This window comes from Pseudomonas sp. AC172, assembly GCF_979258595.1.
Genome location: NZ_OZ409868.1, coordinates 3,798,386 through 3,818,689 on the forward strand (window position 1 = coordinate 3,798,386; position 20,304 = coordinate 3,818,689).

The 20,304-nt window shown below is 58.6% G+C and carries 19 protein-coding genes; 6 read left to right on the forward strand and 13 right to left on the reverse strand.

Annotated elements, in window-relative coordinates:
- Window positions 1–153: 153 nt before the first annotated feature.
- The 5 genes from ACZ0A4_RS17155 to ACZ0A4_RS17175 form a co-directional block, all read right to left on the reverse strand.
- Complete coding sequence (locus ACZ0A4_RS17155) at window positions 154–900, reverse strand: YebC/PmpR family DNA-binding transcriptional regulator (protein WP_034153419.1); 747 nt, start codon at window positions 898–900, stop codon at window positions 154–156.
- A gap of 129 nt (window positions 901–1,029) precedes the next feature.
- The gene (gene aspS, locus ACZ0A4_RS17160) at window positions 1,030–2,805 is read right to left on the reverse strand and encodes an aspartate--tRNA ligase (protein WP_016983822.1); all 1,776 of its coding nucleotides are present in this window, start codon (window positions 2,803–2,805) and stop codon (window positions 1,030–1,032) included.
- Window positions 2,806–2,906: 101 nt separating this feature from the next.
- The gene (locus ACZ0A4_RS17165) at window positions 2,907–3,128 is read right to left on the reverse strand and encodes an FmdB family zinc ribbon protein (RefSeq protein ID WP_007912741.1); all 222 of its coding nucleotides are present in this window, start codon (window positions 3,126–3,128) and stop codon (window positions 2,907–2,909) included.
- A 131-nt stretch (window positions 3,129–3,259) separates the two neighbouring features.
- Window positions 3,260–3,598 (reverse strand): ribbon-helix-helix domain-containing protein, encoded by a 339-nt coding sequence (locus ACZ0A4_RS17170; RefSeq protein WP_463575690.1) that lies wholly within the window; start codon window positions 3,596–3,598, stop codon window positions 3,260–3,262.
- A 185-nt stretch (window positions 3,599–3,783) separates the two neighbouring features.
- On the reverse strand, window positions 3,784–4,254 hold the full coding sequence (locus ACZ0A4_RS17175; RefSeq protein WP_007912745.1) for a Dps family protein: 471 nt from the start codon (window positions 4,252–4,254) through the stop codon (window positions 3,784–3,786).
- A gap of 312 nt (window positions 4,255–4,566) precedes the next feature.
- On the opposite strand from ACZ0A4_RS17175, the gene ACZ0A4_RS17180 reads away from it, so the two are divergent.
- A complete protein-coding gene (locus tag ACZ0A4_RS17180) occupies window positions 4,567–5,169 on the forward strand; it encodes a cold-shock protein (RefSeq protein WP_007912746.1) in 603 nt (200 codons plus the stop codon).
- A gap of 70 nt (window positions 5,170–5,239) precedes the next feature.
- Here the strand turns inward: ACZ0A4_RS17180 and ACZ0A4_RS17185 are convergent, their stop codons facing one another.
- On the reverse strand, window positions 5,240–5,446 hold the full coding sequence (locus tag ACZ0A4_RS17185; protein WP_034153424.1) for a SlyX family protein: 207 nt from the start codon (window positions 5,444–5,446) through the stop codon (window positions 5,240–5,242).
- 3 nt (window positions 5,447–5,449) lie between these two features.
- On the reverse strand, window positions 5,450–5,875 hold the full coding sequence (locus ACZ0A4_RS17190) for an HIT domain-containing protein (protein ID WP_242208171.1): 426 nt from the start codon (window positions 5,873–5,875) through the stop codon (window positions 5,450–5,452).
- Window positions 5,876–6,771: 896 nt separating this feature from the next.
- Here ACZ0A4_RS17190 and ACZ0A4_RS17195 point away from each other — a divergent pair.
- Entirely contained in the window at window positions 6,772–8,136 is a 1,365-nt protein-coding gene (locus ACZ0A4_RS17195; RefSeq protein ID WP_463575691.1) for an OprD family porin, read from the forward strand.
- 118 nt (window positions 8,137–8,254) lie between these two features.
- Here ACZ0A4_RS17195 and ACZ0A4_RS17200 read toward each other — a convergent pair whose 3' ends face one another.
- Complete coding sequence (locus ACZ0A4_RS17200; protein ID WP_034153426.1) at window positions 8,255–9,097, reverse strand: mechanosensitive ion channel family protein; 843 nt, start codon at window positions 9,095–9,097, stop codon at window positions 8,255–8,257.
- 182 nt (window positions 9,098–9,279) lie between these two features.
- Entirely contained in the window at window positions 9,280–9,765 is a 486-nt protein-coding gene (locus ACZ0A4_RS17205) for a YajQ family cyclic di-GMP-binding protein (RefSeq protein ID WP_008080210.1), read from the reverse strand.
- Window positions 9,766–9,905: 140 nt separating this feature from the next.
- On the opposite strand from ACZ0A4_RS17205, the gene ACZ0A4_RS17210 reads away from it, so the two are divergent.
- The 3 genes from ACZ0A4_RS17210 to ACZ0A4_RS17220 are packed head-to-tail and all read left to right on the forward strand — an operon-like array spanning window position 9,906 to window position 13,493.
- Window positions 9,906–10,823, forward strand: a complete 918-nt coding sequence (locus tag ACZ0A4_RS17210) for a putative 2-dehydropantoate 2-reductase (RefSeq protein ID WP_463575692.1) — start codon at window positions 9,906–9,908, stop codon at window positions 10,821–10,823.
- Between the two features lie 45 nt (window positions 10,824–10,868).
- Window positions 10,869–12,905, forward strand: coding sequence for a sensor histidine kinase (locus ACZ0A4_RS17215; RefSeq protein WP_463575693.1), 2,037 nt, complete (start codon window positions 10,869–10,871; stop codon window positions 12,903–12,905).
- Window positions 12,906–12,908: 3 nt separating this feature from the next.
- Window positions 12,909–13,493, forward strand: coding sequence for a cob(I)yrinic acid a,c-diamide adenosyltransferase (locus tag ACZ0A4_RS17220; protein WP_463575694.1), 585 nt, complete (start codon window positions 12,909–12,911; stop codon window positions 13,491–13,493).
- A 120-nt stretch (window positions 13,494–13,613) separates the two neighbouring features.
- Here the strand turns inward: ACZ0A4_RS17220 and ACZ0A4_RS17225 are convergent, their stop codons facing one another.
- The 4 genes from ACZ0A4_RS17225 to secA all read right to left on the reverse strand — a co-directional run bounded on the left by ACZ0A4_RS17225 (window position 13,614) and on the right by secA (window position 19,443).
- The gene (locus ACZ0A4_RS17225) at window positions 13,614–14,561 is read right to left on the reverse strand and encodes a Nudix family hydrolase (RefSeq protein ID WP_463575695.1); all 948 of its coding nucleotides are present in this window, start codon (window positions 14,559–14,561) and stop codon (window positions 13,614–13,616) included.
- On the reverse strand, window positions 14,558–15,190 hold the full coding sequence (locus ACZ0A4_RS17230; RefSeq protein WP_463575696.1) for a glutathione S-transferase family protein: 633 nt from the start codon (window positions 15,188–15,190) through the stop codon (window positions 14,558–14,560). The genes ACZ0A4_RS17225 and ACZ0A4_RS17230 overlap by 4 nt, the downstream gene beginning before the upstream one ends.
- 177 nt (window positions 15,191–15,367) lie before the next feature.
- The gene (gene argJ / locus ACZ0A4_RS17235; protein WP_463575697.1) at window positions 15,368–16,585 is read right to left on the reverse strand and encodes a bifunctional glutamate N-acetyltransferase/amino-acid acetyltransferase ArgJ; all 1,218 of its coding nucleotides are present in this window, start codon (window positions 16,583–16,585) and stop codon (window positions 15,368–15,370) included.
- 122 nt (window positions 16,586–16,707) lie between these two features.
- Window positions 16,708–19,443 carry a preprotein translocase subunit SecA gene (secA, locus tag ACZ0A4_RS17240; RefSeq protein ID WP_141126324.1) on the reverse strand — a complete coding sequence of 912 codons (2,736 nt, stop codon included), beginning with the start codon at window positions 19,441–19,443 and terminating at the stop codon, window positions 16,708–16,710.
- A 308-nt stretch (window positions 19,444–19,751) separates the two neighbouring features.
- On the opposite strand from secA, the gene ACZ0A4_RS17245 reads away from it, so the two are divergent.
- Window positions 19,752–20,207, forward strand: a complete 456-nt coding sequence (locus tag ACZ0A4_RS17245; protein WP_141126325.1) for a DUF721 domain-containing protein — start codon at window positions 19,752–19,754, stop codon at window positions 20,205–20,207.
- Window positions 20,208–20,304: the final 97 nt, after the last annotated feature.

Below are 20,304 nucleotides of genomic sequence, written 5' to 3' on the forward strand. Positions count from 1 at the left end.
CCTGCAGATTCGGTAAAAGCACGATTTCAAATCAACCCATAACAAATGTGGGAGCGAGCCTGCTCGCGAAAGCGGTTTCATCATCAGCAACGATGTTGCCTGAAAATCCGCCTTCGCGAGCAGGCTCGCTCCCACATTGAATCGTAGTCGCTCTTAACCGAGCTGAGCGGCCACGTCTTCCGGAATGTCCGCGTTGGAGTAGACGTTCTGCACGTCATCCAGATCCTCAAGCATGTCGATCAGCTTGAGCACCTTCTCCGCGCCTTCCAGGTCCAGTTCGGCGCTGGTGGTTGGCTGCATGACGATTTCCGCGTCATCGCCCTTGAATCCAGCAGCTTCCAGCGCGTTACGCACGGCGTAGAAACTGGTGAACGAGGTGAACACGTCGATCGAACCGTCTTCGTGCGTAACCACGTCATCAGCATCCGCTTCCAGCGCCGCTTCGGTCAGCGCGTCTTCATCGACGCCCGGCGCGAAACTGATCTGGCCTTTGCGTTCGAACAGATACGCGACCGAACCGTCGGTGCCGAGGTTGCCACCGCACTTGCTGAACGCATGGCGCACAGCAGCTGCGGTACGGTTGCGGTTGTCGGTCATGCACTCGACCATCACCGCCACGCCGCCCGGGCCGTAACCTTCGTAGGTCAGTTCTTCAACGTTGTCCGCTTCGGTGGCACCGGCGCCGCGCGCAACGGCACGGTCGATGATGTCGCGGCTCATGTTGGCGCTCAGCGCTTTGTCCAGGGCCAGACGCAGACGCGGGTTGGAGCCCGGATCACCGCCGCCCTGACGGGCCGCAACGGTCAGTTCGCGGATCCACTTGGTGAAGATTTTGCCTCTCTTGGCATCCTGACGTTCTTTGCGGTGCTTGATGTTCGCCCACTTGGAATGACCTGCCATAACTCGCTCCGAATTTTCTTTGAAACGTTGCCCGCCCTGCTTTTTGCAGCGGCCAGCACACAAAAAATCTCGACCTGCTTTCCATAGAAAGAAAAAAGGCGCATCCGAAGATGCGCCTTCAGGCCCGTCTTACTCAGCCTTTGGCGTTTCGCGCAAACGAATGTGCAGCTCGCGCAGTGCCTTGGCATCCACCACACCCGGCGCTTGCGTCATCACGTCGGCAGCACTCTGGGTTTTCGGGAAGGCGATCACTTCACGGATCGACTGGGCGCCGGTCATCAGCATCACCAGACGGTCCAGACCGAAGGCCAGACCACCGTGCGGCGGTGCACCGTACTTCAGAGCGTCGAGCAGGAAGCCGAATTTCTCTTCCTGTTCCGCCTCATTGATGCCCAGCAGACGGAATACCGACTGTTGCATTTCCTTGCGGTGGATACGGATCGAACCGCCACCCAGCTCAGTGCCGTTCAGCACCATGTCGTACGCGCGGGACAAAGCGCCAGCCGGGTTGGCTTCAAGCTCTTGCGGCGTGCACTTCGGCGCGGTGAACGGGTGGTGCAGCGCGGAGAAGCTGCCGTCGTCGTTTTCTTCGAACATCGGGAAGTCGACGACCCACATTGGCGCCCACTCGCAGGTCAGCAGCTTGAGGTCGTGACCGAGCTTGATGCGCAGTGCGCCCAGGGCTTCGCTGACGATCTTGGCCTTGTCGGCGCCGAAGAACACGATGTCGCCGTCAACAGCACCCACGCGATCGAGGATGGCGTTGAGGTTTTCCAGCGGGATGTTTTTCACGATCGGCGATTGCAGACCGTCAACACCGGCAGCACGTTCGTTGACCTTGATGTACGCCAGGCCCTTGGCACCGTAGATGCCGACGAACTTGGTGTAATCGTCGATCTGCTTGCGCGGCATGCTCGCCCCGCCTGGAACGCGCAGCGCAGCGATACGACATTTCGGATCGTTGGCCGGGCCGCTGAACACTTTGAAATCGACTTCTTTGAGTTGATCGGCAACGTCGACCAGCTCCAGCGGGTTACGCAGGTCTGGCTTGTCGGAACCGTAGCGGCGCATGGCTTCTTCGAAGGTCATGTGCGGGAAGTCGCCGAATTCCAGACCCAGCACTTCCTTGAACAGGTTGCGGATCATTTCTTCGGTCAGGCCCATGATCTCTTTTTCATCGAGGAAGCTGGTCTCGATGTCGATCTGGGTGAATTCTGGCTGACGGTCAGCGCGCAGGTCTTCGTCGCGGAAGCACTTGGCGATCTGATAGTAACGGTCGAAACCGGCCACCATCAGCAGTTGCTTGAACAGCTGCGGCGATTGCGGCAGGGCGAAGAACGAACCGGCGTGGGTACGGCTTGGCACCAGATAGTCCCGCGCACCTTCAGGGGTGGCACGTGTCAGGATCGGTGTTTCGACGTCGAGGAAGCCGTTTTCGTCGAGGAAGCGACGGATGCTGGTGGTCATGCGCGAACGCAGACGCAGCTTCTCGGCCATTTCCGGACGACGCAGGTCGAGGAAGCGATAACGCAGACGGGTTTCTTCGCCGACGTCGGAGAACTCGTTCAACGGGAACGGCGGAGTTTCCGATTCGTTCAGCACTTCCAGTTCGTAGCCCAGCACTTCGATCATGCCAGACGCCATGTTGGCGTTGGTGGCACCGGCCGGACGCAGACGTACCTTACCGGTAATCTTCACGACGTATTCGCTGCGCACACGATCGGCAGCGGCGAAGCTCTCGGCGCGATCCGGATCGAATACCACTTGGGCCAGACCATCACGATCACGGATATCGAGGAAAATCACCCCGCCGTGGTCGCGACGACGGTGAACCCATCCGCAAAGGGTAATTTCCTGGCCTTCCAGGCTTTCGTTCAGTTGGCCGCAATAGTGGCTGCGCATCATGGTCGTGGTTCGCTTCTCGTAATTCGAAAAATTCGGTGGAGCTCCCGTTGCTTTTCAAGCAATGCGGAACTCACGCGTGTCGTTCAACCTGAGGTTGAACCCTAGTCAGATTTGTCGCCACCGGCCAGATTCTTCTTGGCGCCGGTCTTGAAATCGGTTTCGTACCAACCGCCGCCACTCAGGCGAAAGCCTGGCATCGACAGTTGTTTCTTGAGCTCTGGTGCCTGACAGGCAGGGCAGTCGACCAGCGGGGCCTCGCTGATCTTTTGAATGGCTTCCAGCTGATGACCACAGGAAGCACATTGATAATCGTACATCGGCATGGGGGTGTCTCGGCGATCAGATTGCCACCGCGCGCAGGGCTTTGCGGCGAAAGAGCGGGATTATATCGATTAAATGCGGCCTGTGCAGCCGTAAGACTGCACAGGCCGCGACCTCATTTGCAACCGCCGCTTCAGAGCGATTCGGCAGGTACAGCTTGCTTGACGCCGTTCATGACACACACCACACGCACCAGCGCGCTGAAATTTCTCACCCCGCCGTGACGCAAATGCACCTCACGGTCGACGTGGGACAACAGCGAGCTGATCGAACAGCTGTTGTCTGCGGCCATATTGCCGAGGATGTTCCAGTAGACCCGCTCCAGCCGCAGGCAGGTCGCATAACCGTTCAGACGCACGGACCGTGACGATGGCTGAACCAGTGCCATGTCGAATTCGTTGACGAACGGATCGACTTTCAATTCATGTGGCAAGCCGACAATCCTGTCGCCTCGCCTGTCTCCCTCTACCATATCGGTGACACTCCTTTGCCATCTCTGCTTGTTTGAAAAGTCACATCCTGTGGCTTTCATAAAAGCGCAGACACAAAGTTATAGCCAGACGACTTATTGACCGACAACGTAGGATAAGCCAACGACACAGGTAGGATTGCGGACAGCGCGCGAGCCTTCTTCTGCTGGCCCGCGCACTCGGATGTTTACGCTTCCAGCAAGGCGCGCAACATCCACGCAGTTTTCTCGTGAACCTGCATGCGCTGGGTCAACAGGTCTGCGGTCGGCTCATCACTGACCTTGTCGAGCAGCGGGAAGATGCCGCGCGCCGTTCGGGTCACGGCTTCCTGGCCATCGACCAGTTGCTTGATCATGTCTTCGGCACTCGGCACCCCCACTTCTTCCTTGATAGAAGAAAGGCGTGCGTAGGTGGCGTAGGCGCCTGGCGCCGGAAAGCCCAAGGCGCGAATACGCTCGGCAATCAAATCAACGGCCAGCGCGAGTTCGTTGTATTGCTCTTCGAACATCAAGTGCAGCGTCCGAAACATCGGACCGGTGACGTTCCAGTGGAAATTATGGGTTTTCAGATACAGCACGTAGGTGTCCGACAGCAGACGCGACAAGCCTTCGACGATGGACTTGCGATCTTCTTCACTGATACCGATATCGATTGCCATGTTTACCCCCTAACGGCGATTGAATTCATCCAACAGGTGCAAACCCACTCTAGCAAGCCTGCCGACACCCCGCAGCCCGGATCGGGTGCAGGTGCTGCGACAAATCGACCGAGGTGATGCCGCTGGCCGGGCTGATTTGAGTAGCCGCAGGCTTTGCTGTTAAATAGGCAGTGTGTCGCCATGCCCCATTTTTCGGGGTGTTGCGCATAGGCTGATGCCGTGAACGTGTCCACCGCCTCTTATTTTGTTCCGAAGCGAACCGTGCGCCTTCAGCTCTTCCTTGTGAGCCGTCATAAACGTGAGCCAATCAAAATGTTGAAAATCGTCCACCTGCTAATGGGCGCAGCAGCCTTGCTGCTGTCGTTCATACCCAGCTTGAAATCCGAAGCCGTTCCTTACCTGCAACAACCCGATGCACTTTACCTGGCCTTTTTCGGCCTGCTTAACCTGGTAATTGCTCCAGTGATTCCTTTCTGGAACAAAGGCCCTCGTCAGCATCTGCAAAATCTGGTCAGCGCTCTTCTGGTGCTGACCGTCGTCCTGCAAACCCTGACCCTGATCGCGCCGATGCCCGTCATCGCCGGCCAGCCAGCCGTGCTGTTCACCTTGGTGATTGCACTGGTTGCGGTGGTCTTGCACCTGGCCGTCAGCTTCTATCGTTCTTCACCGGCTGCCGCTCCAACCAGCTATGACATGACCAATCGTGATACCGGCACCGTCAAGTGGTTCAACACCTCCAAAGGCTTCGGCTTTATCTCCCGGGATTCCGGCGATGATATTTTCGTGCACTTTCGCGCGATCCGTGGCGAAGGCCATCGCGTCCTGGTCGAAGGCCAGCGCGTGGAGTTCTCGGTGATGAACCGCGACAAAGGCCTGCAGGCCGAGGACGTGATCGCCGCCCTGCCGCGACGCTGATCCAGGCATAAAAAAACCGCGATCAGCCTGCTGTTCGCGGTTTTTTTACGCCTGATGAAAAGTGCCCGCCTCAGTAGTGCGGCGGTGGCGCCTCATCCTCAAAGGATTCGAACTGGCCGACCATTTCTTCCTGGCGCTTGAGCAGTGCGGCCATCTGCAATTGCAGGCGCTCGACTACGCGCTGTTGGGCCACCAGTACGTCGTTCAACGCCTGAATGGTGTCATCCTGAAACGCCAGACGGCTTTCCAGATCGGTAACGCGATCTTCCAGGCTCATGACTCAGCCCTCCAAAAAAGTGAAATGCTCAGTCAGGACCAGACGTAACCGTTCGCGAATGGTGGCGACCTGCTCGGCACTGTAAGGCCTGGCCGGGTGTTTGCCCCAGACCGGCGCAGGCCAGGCCGCGTCATCGCGCTTACGCACAATCACATGCATGTGCATCTGGCTGACAACGTTACCCAGGGTCGCGACGTTCATCTTGTCGGCGTCAAACAAATCTTTTAGCAACTCAGCCAGCGCGGTGGTTTCCTGCCACAGCTGCTGTTGATCGGCGACATCCAACTGAAACAACTCACTGATATCGTCGCGACGAGGCACCAGGATAAACCAAGGGTAGTTGGCGTCATTGGACAGCAGCAGTCGGCAGAGAGGGAAATCACCGATGGTCAGCGTGTCCTGTTGAAGTCGTGAATCTAAAGCAAACACTGCGCGCACTCCCGGCTGATCTTCAATATTCAGCTTAGTGGCGATCCTTTATGGACAGCGCACCAAGCGACAGGACGGCAGCATACCTGCGAATGCGTCAGCCTTCACGACGACGGTCAACCCCGTCGCTCTGCCAACGCCCCGAGATGTGACATTTGCGAGCGCGACGCACCAGCACGGAACCAACATCGATGTTCAGCTCGACAAAATGACCGAAAGCCTCAGCGACGCTCAGTTCCATTGCCCGTGCAAGCTGTATGAATTCAGAACAGCTGTAAATTTTTTTGCACCAAAACCGCACACTGCGTCTACGCTCACTGCGTCGGGCATCCGCCAAATACTCACTGGAGGGGTGAACCGGTAACGTTTTTGGTTGTCACGCGCGCTTTTCTGCGAGGCAACACCATAGGAGAAATGGCGTCAAGCACTGAAAAAATCAGGCTTGAAGCCCCGCTTTCACAAGGTTTTCACAAGCGCGGGCGGGTGTAGAGAAAAATAACCGCAGCAAAAATGCGGTTTGTGCACGCTTGTTGCATTCGTACCCATATGGACTATAAGCGCACCACTGGAAGTGGATGCCTTAAGCCCCATAAGAACAGTGGCAGGGTTGCCCGATGGAGATTCAAGTGTTTTGCCAGGGACTCTTTTTTACCGATGCAAAAAGGCCCATAAACAGCGAGAAAGTTGTCAGTCCGGCTGCGTCGGTACTGTGAATTTGCGACATCCACCACGCCATTTGCGACACCGTCGTAAAGAAGCTGAAAGGTTGGAATAGCAAGTATCGCCAACATTGTCGGCGTGATATAAGTTTGCGCCGACACAAAAAGAAAGAGCCGCCCAGATAATAAAACAGGTGGGACGGCAGTACTCTTCTAAAACCAAAGGAGCAAATCACGATGCGCGTGATGAAGTGGAGCATGATCGCACTGGCAGTTGCTGCAGCCGCCAGTACTCAAGTGGCTACGGCCGCACCGTTTGTAAGTGACCAGTCTGAAGCCAAAGGTTTTGTTGAAGACGCGAAACTCACCGAGACGTTGAAGAACTACTACTTCAACCGCGACAACAAAGACGGTGGCCATGATCAGAAAGACTGGACCCAAGGCTTTCTGGGTAATTTCACCTCCGGTTACACCCAAGGTACTGTCGGCGTAGGTATCGATGCATTCGGTTACCTGGCGATCAAACTGGATGGCGGTGACGGCACTTCCGGCACTGGCAACATGAGCCGTAGCGACACCCTGAAGGCTAACGGCTATGCTCACGACGTTAACGACAGCCAAGGTAAAGCCGGCGCTGCCGTTAAATTCCGCATCTCCAAAACCGAATTGAAAATCGGTGACCAACAGCCAAGCACTGCTCCAGTGTTCGCCGTGGGTGGTTCACGCATCATTCCTCAATCTGCCAGCGGCTTCCAGCTGCAGAGCAGCGAAGTCAAAGATCTTGACCTCGAAGCCGGGCACTTCTACTCGGCAACCAGCCAGGACAAGAACGCCCGTGATGGCGGCCTGTACGCCAACTACGCTGGCCAGGAAGCCAACACCATCGACTACTTCGGTGGCAAGTACGGTATCACTGAAAACCTGTCGGCATCGCTCTACGGCGCCAAGCTGGAAGACATCTGGAACCAGTACTACGCCAACGTGAACCTCACCACTCCATTCGGTGGTGACACTTCGCTGAACACTGACTTCAACATCTACCGCACCACCGACACCGGTGACAAGCTGGCGGGTGACATCAGCAACACGGCCTTCTCCCTGGCAACCGCGCTGTCGTTCCTGAAAGCACACACCTTCACTCTGGCCTTCCAGAAGGTCAACGGTGATACCCCGTTCGACTACGTCGGTGTGGGTAAAAACAACCGTGGTGGCGACTCGATCTTCCTTGCCAACTCCATCCAGTACTCTGACTTCAACGGTCCTGGCGAGAAATCCTTGCAAGCCCGTTACGACCTGAAAATGGCCGAATACGGCGTTCCAGGCCTGAGCTTCATGGTTCGTTACGTTAAAGGTTGGGACATTGACGGTACCGGTCTGGCTGCAAACAGCAAATACCGCAACGGCGATGGCGATCCACTGTACGGCGAAGATGGCAAACACCACGAAACCAACTTCGAAGCCAAGTATGTTGTTCAGTCTGGCCCGGCTAAAGACCTGTCCTTCCGCATTCGTCAAGCTTGGCACACTGCCAACTCCGACCAGGGCGAAGGCGATGTCAAAGAGTTCCGTCTGATCACCGAATACCCGCTGAACATCTTGTAATTGTCAGTGGTAAGTTTGGAAGCATAAAAAAAGGCCCATCTTGCGATGGGCCTTTTTTATTGTCTGTCACTTGCGATAGTTGCCTGACCGACAAGTCAGGCAATTAATTAGCAACCTATCATTGTGTTGCCGATTCCTGAACCACACGAATCACCCGTTGTGGAAAAGGAATATCAATGCCGGCAGTTTTTAAACGGTCACGCGACTGCTCGTTAAACATGAACATCACGTCCCAGTAATCTGCAGTTTTAACCCACACACGCAGCGAAACAGTGATCGAACTGTCGCCCAAGGTCGAAATCACGGCCTGTGGCGCCGGATCCTGCAACACGCGCTCATCCTTGGCCAGATCCAGCAGCACCTGACGAGCCTTCTGCAGATCGGCTTCGTAATCCACACCGACATCGAATACAACCTTGCGAGTCGGCTGACGGTTGGTGTTGGTAATGATGCCGTTCGACAGGTTGCCGTTTGGCACGATGATGGTTTTGTTGTCGCCAGTACGCAGCACGGTGTGGAAAATCTGGATGCTGTCGACTGTACCCGACACGCCTTGCGCTTCGATCCAGTCACCGATACGGAACGGACGGAACAGCAGAATCAGCACGCCGCCGGCGAAGTTCGCCAGGCTGCCCTGCAAGGCCAGACCGATGGCCAGACCGGCAGCACCGATCGCGGCAACGAACGAAGTGGTTTCAACACCGATCATCGAAGCGACGCTGACAATCAGCAGCACTTTGAGAATGATGTTCGCCAGGCTGCTGATAAAACCTTGCAGCGCCAGATCGGCATTACGCAGGGCCAACAGACCACCGAGTTTTTGCGTGACCTTGTTGATCAGCCACCAGCCGATGGCCAGCGTAATCACTGCCAGCAGCACGCGGCTGCCGTACTCCATGATCATCGGGATCCACGCCTGGGATGCCTTGACCAGGTTGTCCACCTCAGCATTCAAATCCATGTTTTATCTCCTGATTTCCGGCCATTCGGCACGCGAAAAATAAGCGGCAGAAAACCGCCGGGGGTACACAAAATCAATATGGGAGCGAGCCTGCTCGCGAAGGCGGTGTATCAGTCAGCTCATTGCTGAACGACATACAGCTTTCGCGAGCAAGCTCGCTCCCACAGGTCATCTGACCGAGCTTAGTCGCGGAAGTTGTTGAACTGCAGAGGCATGCCGAACTCTTTGGCCCGCAGTGCCGCGATGGCTTCTTGCAGGTCATCACGCTTCTTGCCGGTCACGCGTACTTGCTCGCCCTGAATGGCGGCCTGCACTTTGAGCTTGGCATCCTTGATGTGGCCGACGATTTTCTTCGCCAGCTCTTTGTCGATGCCTTCCTTGAGGATGGCGTCCTGCTTCATCAGCTTGCCCGATGCATAAGCGTCCTTGACCTCAAGACACTGCACGTCGATCTTGCGCTTGACCAGCGCCAGCTTGAGAATTTCGATCATCGCTTCCAGCTGGAACCCGGCTTCAGCGGTCAGGCTCACAGTCAGGTCTTTTTCCTTGAACTCGAAGCTGCCTTTGCCTTTCAGGTCATAACGACGATCGAGTTCCTTCACGGCGTTCTCGACCGCGTTGGTGAGTTCGTGTTTGTCCAGTTCGGATACCACGTCGAACGACGGCATGTAATCTCTCCAATAAAAAGGCGCGCTCGATGTGGATGGAGCGCGCTTGGCTTGCGGTTAAAATCGGGCTCATTATAACGGGTCTTTTCCCACCGACACGGCGAGCCGCACATGCCTGTACGCAATCGAGCAAAAAACTGATGGCCACCACCTGGCATGTACTGGGTGCCGGCAGTCTCGGCACGCTGTGGGCCACGCGTCTGGCTCGCGCTGGTTTGCCGGTCAGATTGATCGTGCGTGACACCGAGCGCTTGCAAAGCTATCAGGCCGCGGGCGGCTTGACGCTGGTGGAGCAAGGCGTGGAGAGCACCTACGCGGTTCCCGGCGAGACACCGGACAGCGCCGATCCGATTCGCCGCTTGCTGGTTGCGTGCAAGGCCTACGACGCTGAAAGCGCTGTCGCCCGCCTCTCCCCGCGCCTGAGCGCCGACGCCGAGCTGATCCTGTTGCAAAACGGCCTCGGCAGTCAGGACGCTGTGGCCACGCAGGTTCCACAGGTGCGCTGCATCAGCGCCTCCAGCACTGAAGGTGCGTTTCGCGACGGCGACTGGCGCGTTGTGTTTGCCGGTCACGGTTTCACTTGGCTGGGCGACGCCGGTCATCCGGTCGCGCCGATCTGGCTGGACGATCTCGACGCGGCAAAGATCCCCCACGAATGGAGCACCGATATCCTCACGCGCTTGTGGCGCAAACTGGCGCTCAACTGTGCGATCAATCCACTGACCGTGCTGCACCATTGCCGCAACGGTGGCTTGCTGGAACACCATTGCGAAGTCGCCACCCTGTGCGCCGAACTCGCTGAGTTGCTGGAGCGTTGCGGCCAACCCGCCGCCGCCAACAATCTGCAACAGGAAGTCGAGCGAGTCATCCACGCCACCGCGGCCAATTACTCGTCGATGTATCAGGACGTCGCCAATCAGCGCCGTACCGAGATCAGCTATCTGTTGGGCCACGCCTGCAAAGTCGCCGCGCGCCACCAGTTGAACCTGCCGCACCTCAATCAATTGCAGCAGCGCCTGGTCACTCACCTGCACAGCCTTGGATTGCCCAGTGACTGAGCAGCGGCTACGCTGGCCACTTGTTCCTTTGCTGTGAAAAAACTGATGCCATTGCGCCAGCGCCTTGAAAACCTGCCAGTCGGCCAGAAACTGCTGGCCGCCCTGCTGGTACTGTTGACCACGGTCCTGCTGGTCGCCAACCTGACCTTTATCAGCGCCGCCTATTACATCTCCCAGGAGAGCATGGCACCGCAGGCCTTGCAGACCATCGGCCGGCTGATTTCCAACCCGAGTCTGGTCAGCGAAGCCCTGCAATCCCCGCAAAGCGCCGAGCGCCTGCTCAAAGAACTCGACAGTTATTCACCACTGCGCGCCGCTGCGCTGTATGACGGCAAGGGCGAACGCCTGGCGCAAGTCCAGCGCGGCGACAAACTCAGCCTGCCGGAACGCTATCGGCACATTGAAGCGTGGCAACTGACCGAATTTCGCAGCAATCAGCTGATCACCCTGCCCCGCCCCGGCACCGCGCCGGGCCATCTGTTGCTGGTGGCCAGCAGCGAGCTGCCGATGGCGTTCTACACCGGCACCCTGACCGCGAGCCTCGGCATCCTGATTTTCAGCGTGTTGCTGTGGCTGGTGATTGCCCGGCAGATCAAACGCCTGATCACCCGGCCGATTCATCAACTCGAGGAATTGTCGCGCCAGGTGACCCGCGAGGAGAACTACGCCCTGCGCGCCTCACGCGGCAATCATGACGAAATCGGCAGCCTCGCCGAAGCATTCAACACCATGCTGTCGCGCATCGAAGCCCGCGAGCAGCAACTCAAGCGTGCCCGCGATGACTCGCAAGCCGCCTACGATCAGGCCCAGGGGCTCGCCGAGGAAACCCGCCACACCAATCGCAAATTGGAACTGGAAGTCCAGGTGCGCAGCAAGATCGAGAAGAAGCTCACCGGTTTCCAGAACTACCTCAACAGCATCATCGACTCGATGCCCTCGGCGCTGATCGCCCTCGACGAGCAGCTCTACGTCACCCAGTGGAACCAGGAAGCCAGTGCCCTTTCCGGCACACGACTGGACGAGGCACTGAACCAGCCAATTTTCCTTGCCTTCGAACCGCTCAAGCCGTTTCTGCCGCAACTCAAGCAGACTGTCGAGCAACACACCGTGGCGAAAATCGAGCGAGTGACGTGGTTCAAGGATGAAGAACCGAAGCATTACGCGCTGACGTTCTATCCATTGATGGGCGGTGCCGGGCGTGGCGTGGTGATCCGCATCGATGACATCACCCAGCGTCTGTCGCTGGAAGAAATGATGGTGCAGTCGGAAAAAATGCTCTCGGTCGGTGGCCTCGCCGCTGGCATGGCCCACGAAATCAATAACCCGCTGGGCGCGATTCTGCACAACGTGCAGAACATCCGACGACGCCTGTCCGCCGATCTGCCGAAGAACCTCGAAACCGCCGAGCAACTGGGCGTAGAGCTGGACACCGTGAACCGCTACCTGCAAGGCCGGGAAGTGCCGCAACTGCTCGATGGCATTCAACAGGCCGGCGCCCGCGCGGCGAAAATCGTCACCCACATGCTCAGCTTCAGCCGCCGCAGTACCCGGCAAATGGCGCCGTGCGATCTGCCGGCACTGATCGATCAAGCCGTGGAAATCGCCGGCAACGACTTCGACCTGGCCATCGGCTTCGACTTCAAGGGCCAGGCGATCATCCGCCAGTTCGACCCGGCGCTCGGCCCGGTGCCGGGCACCGCCAACGAACTGGAACAGGTGCTGCTCAACCTGCTGAAGAACGCCGCGCAAGCAATCCACCAGCGCGAAGATGACAGCGAACCGGGGCGGATCATCCTGCGCACCAGGCTCAATCCGCCGTGGGCTGAAATTCAGGTCGAGGATAACGGCATCGGCATGAGTGAGAGCGTGCGCAAACGCACCTTCGAGCCGTTCTTCACCACCAAGGAAATCGGCCAGGGCACCGGGCTTGGCTTGTCGGTGTCGTATTTCATCATTACCAACAATCACAAAGGGCAGATGGAAGTGCAGTCAGCACCGGGCCAAGGCACCTGTTTCACCTTGCGCCTGCCGTTGACGCAACCGCTGCCCATCGCTGCCGAAACCAATCAATTATCGAGGTAACCCATGGGCTTTCGCCTGTCGAAAATCTACACCCGCACCGGCGACAAAGGTGAAACCGGCCTGGGCGATGGCCGCCGCGTGCCCAAGGATCACCCGCGCATCGAGGCGATTGGTGAGGTCGATACGCTGAACAGTCAGGTCGGTGTATTGCTGGCCGGGTTGCTGGTCGAGCGCGACACATATCCGGGGTTGAATGAACTGATCGAGGTGTTGGCGCCTTGTCAGCATCGGCTGTTCGATCTCGGTGGTGAGCTGGCGATGCCGGAATATCAGGCATTGAACGCAGCGGAAATCGAGCGACTGGAAACTGCGATCGATGCGTGGAATGAAGAGCTGGGGCCGCTGGAGAATTTCATTTTACCGGGCGGGTCGATGCTGATAGCCCAAGCCCATGTCTGCCGGAGTCTGGCAAGGAGTGCCGAGCGCCGCTGTCAGCATTTGAATGCGCTGGAGCCGTTGGCCGGGGTTGGGCTGGCGTATATCAATCGGCTTTCGGATTTGCTGTTTGTGGCGGCGCGGTTGATTGCGCGGCGGCAGGGGATTGCGGAGATTCTTTGGCAGCCGGCGGCAAAACCTGCAGAGATGTAGCGCCTGACCGGCCGCCATCGCTGGCAAGCCAGCTCCCACAGGTTTCGAGTTGTACACAACATCTGTGAACGACACAAAACCTTGTGGGAGCTGGCTTGCCAGCGATGAGGCCTGCAGCCTTTAAGGAGATTCAGGCCAGAACGCGCGAATCCCCGCCACGCCTTGCGCACCAACGCCCCAGGCCTTCTCCCGCTCCGCCGGGCCAACCCCGCCCAACAGAAACACCGGTTTGCTGAAGCTTTCAATCAGCGTCGACGCCTGCTCCCAGCCCAACGGCTGCGCATCCGGGTGCGTCAAGGTCGGCTGCACTGGCGACAGCGTGACGAAATCCACCCCCATCTGCTCGGCCATCGCGAGTTCTTCAGCGTTGTGGCACGACGCCGCCAACCAGCGCTCCGCCGGCAACGGACGCCCCGCCGCCGCGTACTTACGCAACTGTGCGGAGGTTATGTGCCAACCGGCCGACGGGAAATCGCCGAGCCATTCGAACGGTCCCTTGATCATCAACTGCGCCTTGCCCGCACACAGGCCGGCCGCATCGACCGCCAGATCGCGATACTTGGGGTCATAGCCATTCGGCGCACGCAGCTGAATCAACTTGATCCCGCCGGCAATCGCCTTCTGGATACCGCGCAACAACGCCGGGGTTTCCAGATCTTCCGGGGTGATCAGGTATTCGGCCGGCAAACGCGCTGCCGCAACGATCGGCTGGTTGGCGGCAGGGAACTCGTAGCTCGCCAGTTCCTTCGCCGTGACCCAGGCCAACGGCTGCCCTTCGGCACCGTGGGGTTCACCGGTGAAGGCCGACACTTCCCAGACATCCAGCAATACCTGTTTGTCGGGGTAATCGTGACGCACTTTGATCAGCGGTCGGGCGGCGCCAACGACGATGCCCAACTCTTCGTGCAGCTCGCGGGCCAGTGCGCTTTCGACCGACTCGTCAGCCTCGACCTTGCCCCCGGGAAACTCCCACAGACCGCCCTGATGCTGAGTGTCGGCGCGGCGGGCGATGAGGATTTTGCCACTGTCGTCACGAATGACCGCAGCGGCGACGTGTACACGTTTCACGGATTCAACTCCTCCAGTCCAGCCTTTTGCCACGCCTTGAAGGCTGGCCATTGGTAGACGGTTTCAACATAGGCTTGGTCGGCGGCCGGCAGCTGCACCTGATAAGTGCGCAGACGCACGGCGATCGGCGCGAAGAAGGCATCGGCCAGACTCACACGGCCAAAGAGATAGGGGCCGCTTTCGGTGGCCCCGGCACGGCACTCGGCCCACAGCGCGAGCATGCGCTCGATATCAACCTTGACCTCCGGCGGTACCGGGTCCAGCGGCGCGTCATGGTTGAGGTTGAACGGCATGTGATTGCGCATGGCGAAGAAGCCGCTGTGCATTTGAGCACAGGCGGATCGCGCCTGGGCGCGGGCGAAGATATCGGTTGGCCAGAGTTGTTCGGACGGGAACTGTTCAGCAAGGTATTCGGCGATGGCCAGTGAGTCGGCAATGGTACCGCGTGAGGTTTGTAGCAGCGGGACCTTGGCGGTCGGTGAATGCTTGAGCAGCCGCTCGCGGGTGTCGGGCTTGCCGAGTTTGATCAGTTCTTCAGTGTAAGGAGCGCCGGTCAATTCAACGGCCAGGGCGGCGCGCAGGGACCAGGAGGAAAGCAGTTTGTCGCCGATGATCAGGTGCAGGGACATGGTGTGGCGCCTTTTCGTCAGGGGGAAACTTCGCGATCTGGAGCGTGTGAGCTGGCGCAATCGCTAGCAGGGCTAGCTCCCACAGGGGATCTTCAGCGGACATGAAGTCTGAGTCCGACAGAAGACCGTGTGGGAGCCAGCCTGCTGGCGATGCAGGCGACTCGGTCTCAGGTTAGATCAAGTGCGGTATTCAGCGTTGATCTTCACGTATTCATGCGACAGGTCGGTGGTCCAGATGGTTTCGCTGCAGTCGCCGCGACCCAACTCAATACGGATAGTGATCTCTTCTTGCTGCATCACCGCCGAACCCTGCGCTTCAGTGTAGGTCGCCGCACGGGCGCCACGGCTGGCGATGCACACGTCGCCAAGGAACACGTCGATCTTGCTCACGTCCAGATCCGGGACACCGGCACGGCCGACAGCGGCGAGGATACGGCCCCAATTCGGATCGGAGGCGAACAGCGCGGTCTTGATCAGCGGCGAGTGCGCCACGGTGTAACCGACGTCGAGGCATTCCTTATGATTGCCGCCGCCATTCACTTCAACGGTGACAAACTTGGTCGCGCCTTCGCCGTCACGCACGATGGCCTGGGCCACGTCCATGCACACTTCGAACACCGCTTGCTTCAACTTGGCGAACAGCTCGCCTTCGGCGCGAGTGATTTGCGGCAGTGCAGCCTTGCCGGTGGCGATCAGCATGCAGCAGTCGTTGGTCGAGGTGTCGCCGTCGATGGTGATACGGTTGAACGACTTGTTGGCGCCGTCGAGCATCAGGTTGTGCAGGACTTCGCGGGAGACCTTGGCGTCGGTAGCGATGTAGCCAAGCATGGTCGCCATGTTCGGGCGGATCATGCCGGCGCCTTTGCTGATACCGGTGACGGTGATGGTGACGCCGTCATGCTCGAACTGGCGGCTGGCGCCCTTCGGCAGAGTATCGGTGGTCATGATGCCGGTGGCGGCGGCTTCCCAGTTGTTTTCCGACAGATCATCCAGCGCGGCTTGCAGGGCGCCTTCGATCTTCTCGACCGGCAGTGGCTCGCCGATCACGCCGGTGGAGTACGGCAGAATCTGGCTCGCATCGACACCGGTCAGCTCGGCCAGTTTGGCGGTGGTGCGCTCGGCAGCGGCCAGACCCGGCTCGCCGGTGCCAGCGTTGGCGTTGCCGGTGTTGGTCAGCAGGTAGCGCACAGCGTTCTGCACGCGTTTTTTCGCCAGGATCACCGGCGCGGCGCAAAAGGCGTTCAAGGTGAACACGCCCGCCACGGTCGAACCTTCGGCGCAGCGCATCACAACGACATCTTTGCGCCCGGGGCGCTTGATGCCGGCCGAGGCGATACCGAGTTCAAAACCGGCAACCGGGTGCAACGTTGGCAAAGGACCAAGACCAACAGCCATGAATGCGCTCCTTACTCAATGATGTCAGCACCGCCACGCGTAGTGACGGTGGTTTAAATGGCAAAACGCCGCGACGGCAGGAGCCGGTCGCGGCGCGGGTATCTCAGCGATTGAAACGGGTTTTACTGGATCTGCCCGTGGCAATGCTTGAATTTCTTGCCCGAACCGCAGTAGCACAGTTCGTTGCGGCCAAGCTTCTGATCGTTGCGAACCGGAGCGGTTGCGAGGGCTACATCAACCTCTTCACCCAGTACTTCCGGTTGCTCCAGACCCGGCGCTTCGGCGTGTTCGAACTGCATGCGCGCGGCCAGTGCTTCGGCTTCCTGACGCAGACGTTGCTCTTCGGCTTCCGGATCTTCGCGGCGGACCTGAACGTGCGACAGCACACGGATAGAGTCGCGTTTGATCGAATCGAGCAGCTCGGAGAACAGCGTGAACGACTCGCGCTTGTATTCCTGCTTCGGGTTCTTCTGGGCGTAGCCACGCAGGTGGATGCCGTGACGCAGGTGATCCATGGTCGACAGGTGGTCTTTCCACAGGTCATCCAGCACGCGCAGTACGATTTGTTTCTCGAACGAGCGTAGTGCGTCGGCACCGGCCTGGTCTTCTTTCTCGTTGTACGCCGCCATCAGCTCGGTCATGAGCTTCTCGCGCAGGGTTTCTTCGTACAGGTGATCGTCTTCGTCGAGCCATTGCTGGATCGGCAGTGTCACGCCGAAGTCGCTGGCAATCGAGGCTTCCAGACCAGCCACGTCCCACTGCTCTGGCAACGATTGCGGCGGAATGTGCGCGCTGACGGTGGCGTTGAGCACGTCCTGACGGAAGTCGGCGATGGTTTCACCGATGTTGTCAGCGGCCAGCAACGTGTTACGCATGTGATAGATCACTTTACGCTGTTCGTTGTTGACGTCGTCGAACTCGAGCAGTTGCTTGCGAATGTCGAAGTTGCGGCCTTCAACCTTGCGCTGCGCCTTCTCGATCGCGTTGGTCACCATGCGGTGCTCGATCGCTTCGCCCGGCTGCATGCCCAGGGCTTTCATGAAGTTCTTCACCCGGTCAGAGGCGAAAATGCGCATCAGGCTGTCTTCCAGCGACAGGTAGAAGCGGCTGGAACCGGCATCGCCCTGACGGCCGGCACGGCCACGCAGCTGGTTGTCGATACGGCGCGATTCGTGACGCTCGGAAGCGATCACCTGCAGACCACCGGACTCCAGCACTTGCTGGTGACGCTTCTGCCAGTCGGCCTTGATCTGGGCGATTTGCTCAGGGGTCGGGTCTTCCAGCGACGCGACTTCAACTTCCCAGTTACCGCCCAACAGGATATCGGTACCACGACCGGCCATGTTGGTGGCGATGGTCAGTGCGCCCGGACGACCGGCCTGCGCGATGATCTCGGCTTCTTTTTCGTGGAACTTGGCGTTGAGAACCTTGTGTTCGATGCCTTCCTTCACCAGCAATGCGGACATGTGCTCGGAAGTTTCGATGGTGGCAGTACCCACCAGCACCGGACGACCGGCCGCCATGCTTTCCTTGATGTCCGTAACGATCGCCGCGTATTTCTCTTCGGCGGTGAGGAACACCAGGTCGTTGAAGTCTTTACGCGCCAACGGTTTGTTCGGCGGAATGACCATGACTTCCAGACCATAGATCTGGTGGAATTCGAACGCTTCGGTGTCAGCAGTACCGGTCATGCCGGACAGCTTGGTGTACAGACGGAAGTAGTTCTGGAACGTGGTCGAGGCCAGGGTCTGGCTCTCAGCCTGAATGTTCAGGCCTTCCTTGGCTTCGATGGCCTGGTGCAGGCCTTCGGACAGGCGGCGACCCGGCATGGTCCGGCCGGTGTGTTCGTCGACCAGTACGACCTGGCCGTCCTGCACGATGTATTCGATGTTGCGGTTGAACAGCTTGTGCGCACGCAGGCCGGCATATACGTGGGTCAGCAGGCCCAGGTTATGCGCCGAGTACAGGCTCTCGCCTTCAGCCAGCAGGCCGACGCGGGTAAGCATGTCTTCGATGAACTGGTGACCGGCTTCGTTGAGTTCGACCTGACGGGTCTTCTCGTCAACGGTGTAGTGGCCAGCCTTGGTGACTTCGCCTTCGACTTCTTCAACGTGCAGTTCCAGCTGCGGGATCAGTTTATTGATCTCCATGTACAGCTTGGAGCTGTCCTCGGCCTGACCGGAGATGATCAGTGGGGTACGCGCTTCGTCGATAAGGATGGAGTCGACTTCGTCGATCACGGCAAAGTTGAGTTCGCGCTGGAATTTTTCTTCCATGCTGAACGCCATGTTGTCGCGCAGGTAGTCGAAACCGAATTCGTTGTTGGTGCCGTAGGTGATGTCGGCGGCGTACGCCAGACGCTTCTCTTCCGGCGGCTGGAACGGCGTCACGACGCCGACGGTCAGGCCGAGGAATTCATACAGAGGGCGCATCCAGTTGGCGTCACGACGCGCCAGGTAGTCGTTCACCGTCACAACGTGCACGCCCTTGCCGGACAATGCGTTGAGGTAAACACCCAGGGTCGCTACGAGGGTTTTACCCTCACCGGTGCGCATTTCGGCGATCTTGCCTTCGTGCAAGGTCATGCCACCGACGAGCTGTACGTCGAAGTGGCGCATACCCATGATGCGCTTGCCGGCTTCGCGGGCAACCGCAAAGGCTTCTGGCAGCAGCTTGTCGAGGGTTTCCCCTTTGGCGATGCGGGCCTTGAACTCAGCGGTCTTGGCGCGCAATTGATCGTCCGAAAGGGCCACCATTTGCTCTTCGAAGGCATTGACGAGCTGCACCGTCTTGAGCATGCGTTTGACTTCACGCTCGTTCTTGCTTCCAAAAAGTTTCTTTAACAAAGGCGCAAACATATCGGCAGGATCTTCCACACTAAAGGGATGGAGGGCGGCCCCGTGAGCGTCGCCCGTGCAGCCCTCATGGCCGCATGCGAACGAGCATTCTACCCGGAAACGGAAGTGAGGAAAGTGGCGATGTTCCACGATGCTGGCACTGCGCTTTGACGGGGCTCACTTAAAATAGGGGCGTTTTGCTCAACTTCAAGTCATACAAGGCAGAAGTTAGTCGTTGATTTAATGGGTAAAGCGGGGGCAAAAGCAATGGGCGAGTGATTTCGGCCTTTCTGCTACCATGGCGTTTCTGTTACTTCAGGTGTTCAATCATGGCATTCCGCCCTCTTACGGCCAGAGCACCCGCCGTTCTCCTGCGCGAAGCCAAGCCGCTCAAAGCCATCCTCGGCCATGCCCAACGATTGGGGCATTTGCAACGCCTGCTCGAAAGCCAATTGCAACCTGCCGCCCGCGAACACTGCCATGTCGCCTCGTGGCGCGAAGGCAGTCTGTTGCTTATCGTCACTGATGGCCACTGGGCCACACGCCTGCGCTACCAGCAAAAACGCCTGCAGCGGCAATTACAGATGTTTGACGAGTTCGCCAGTTTGACGCGGATTCTGTTCAAGGTGCAGCCGCCGACGGTGCAGCGTGGAGCGGTCGGGCACACGATGGATTTGTCGACGGATGCGGCGGCGACGATTCAGGCGACGGCGGACGGGATCAGTGATCCGGGGTTGCGCGCAGCGCTGGAACGACTGGCGGCGCACGCCAAAGACAAAACCTGACTTCTAGATAAATGTGTACGCATTTCCAATGTGGGAGCGAGCCTGCTCACCAAGAGGTCGTGTCAGATAACATTAAAGTTGAATGGCACACCGCTTT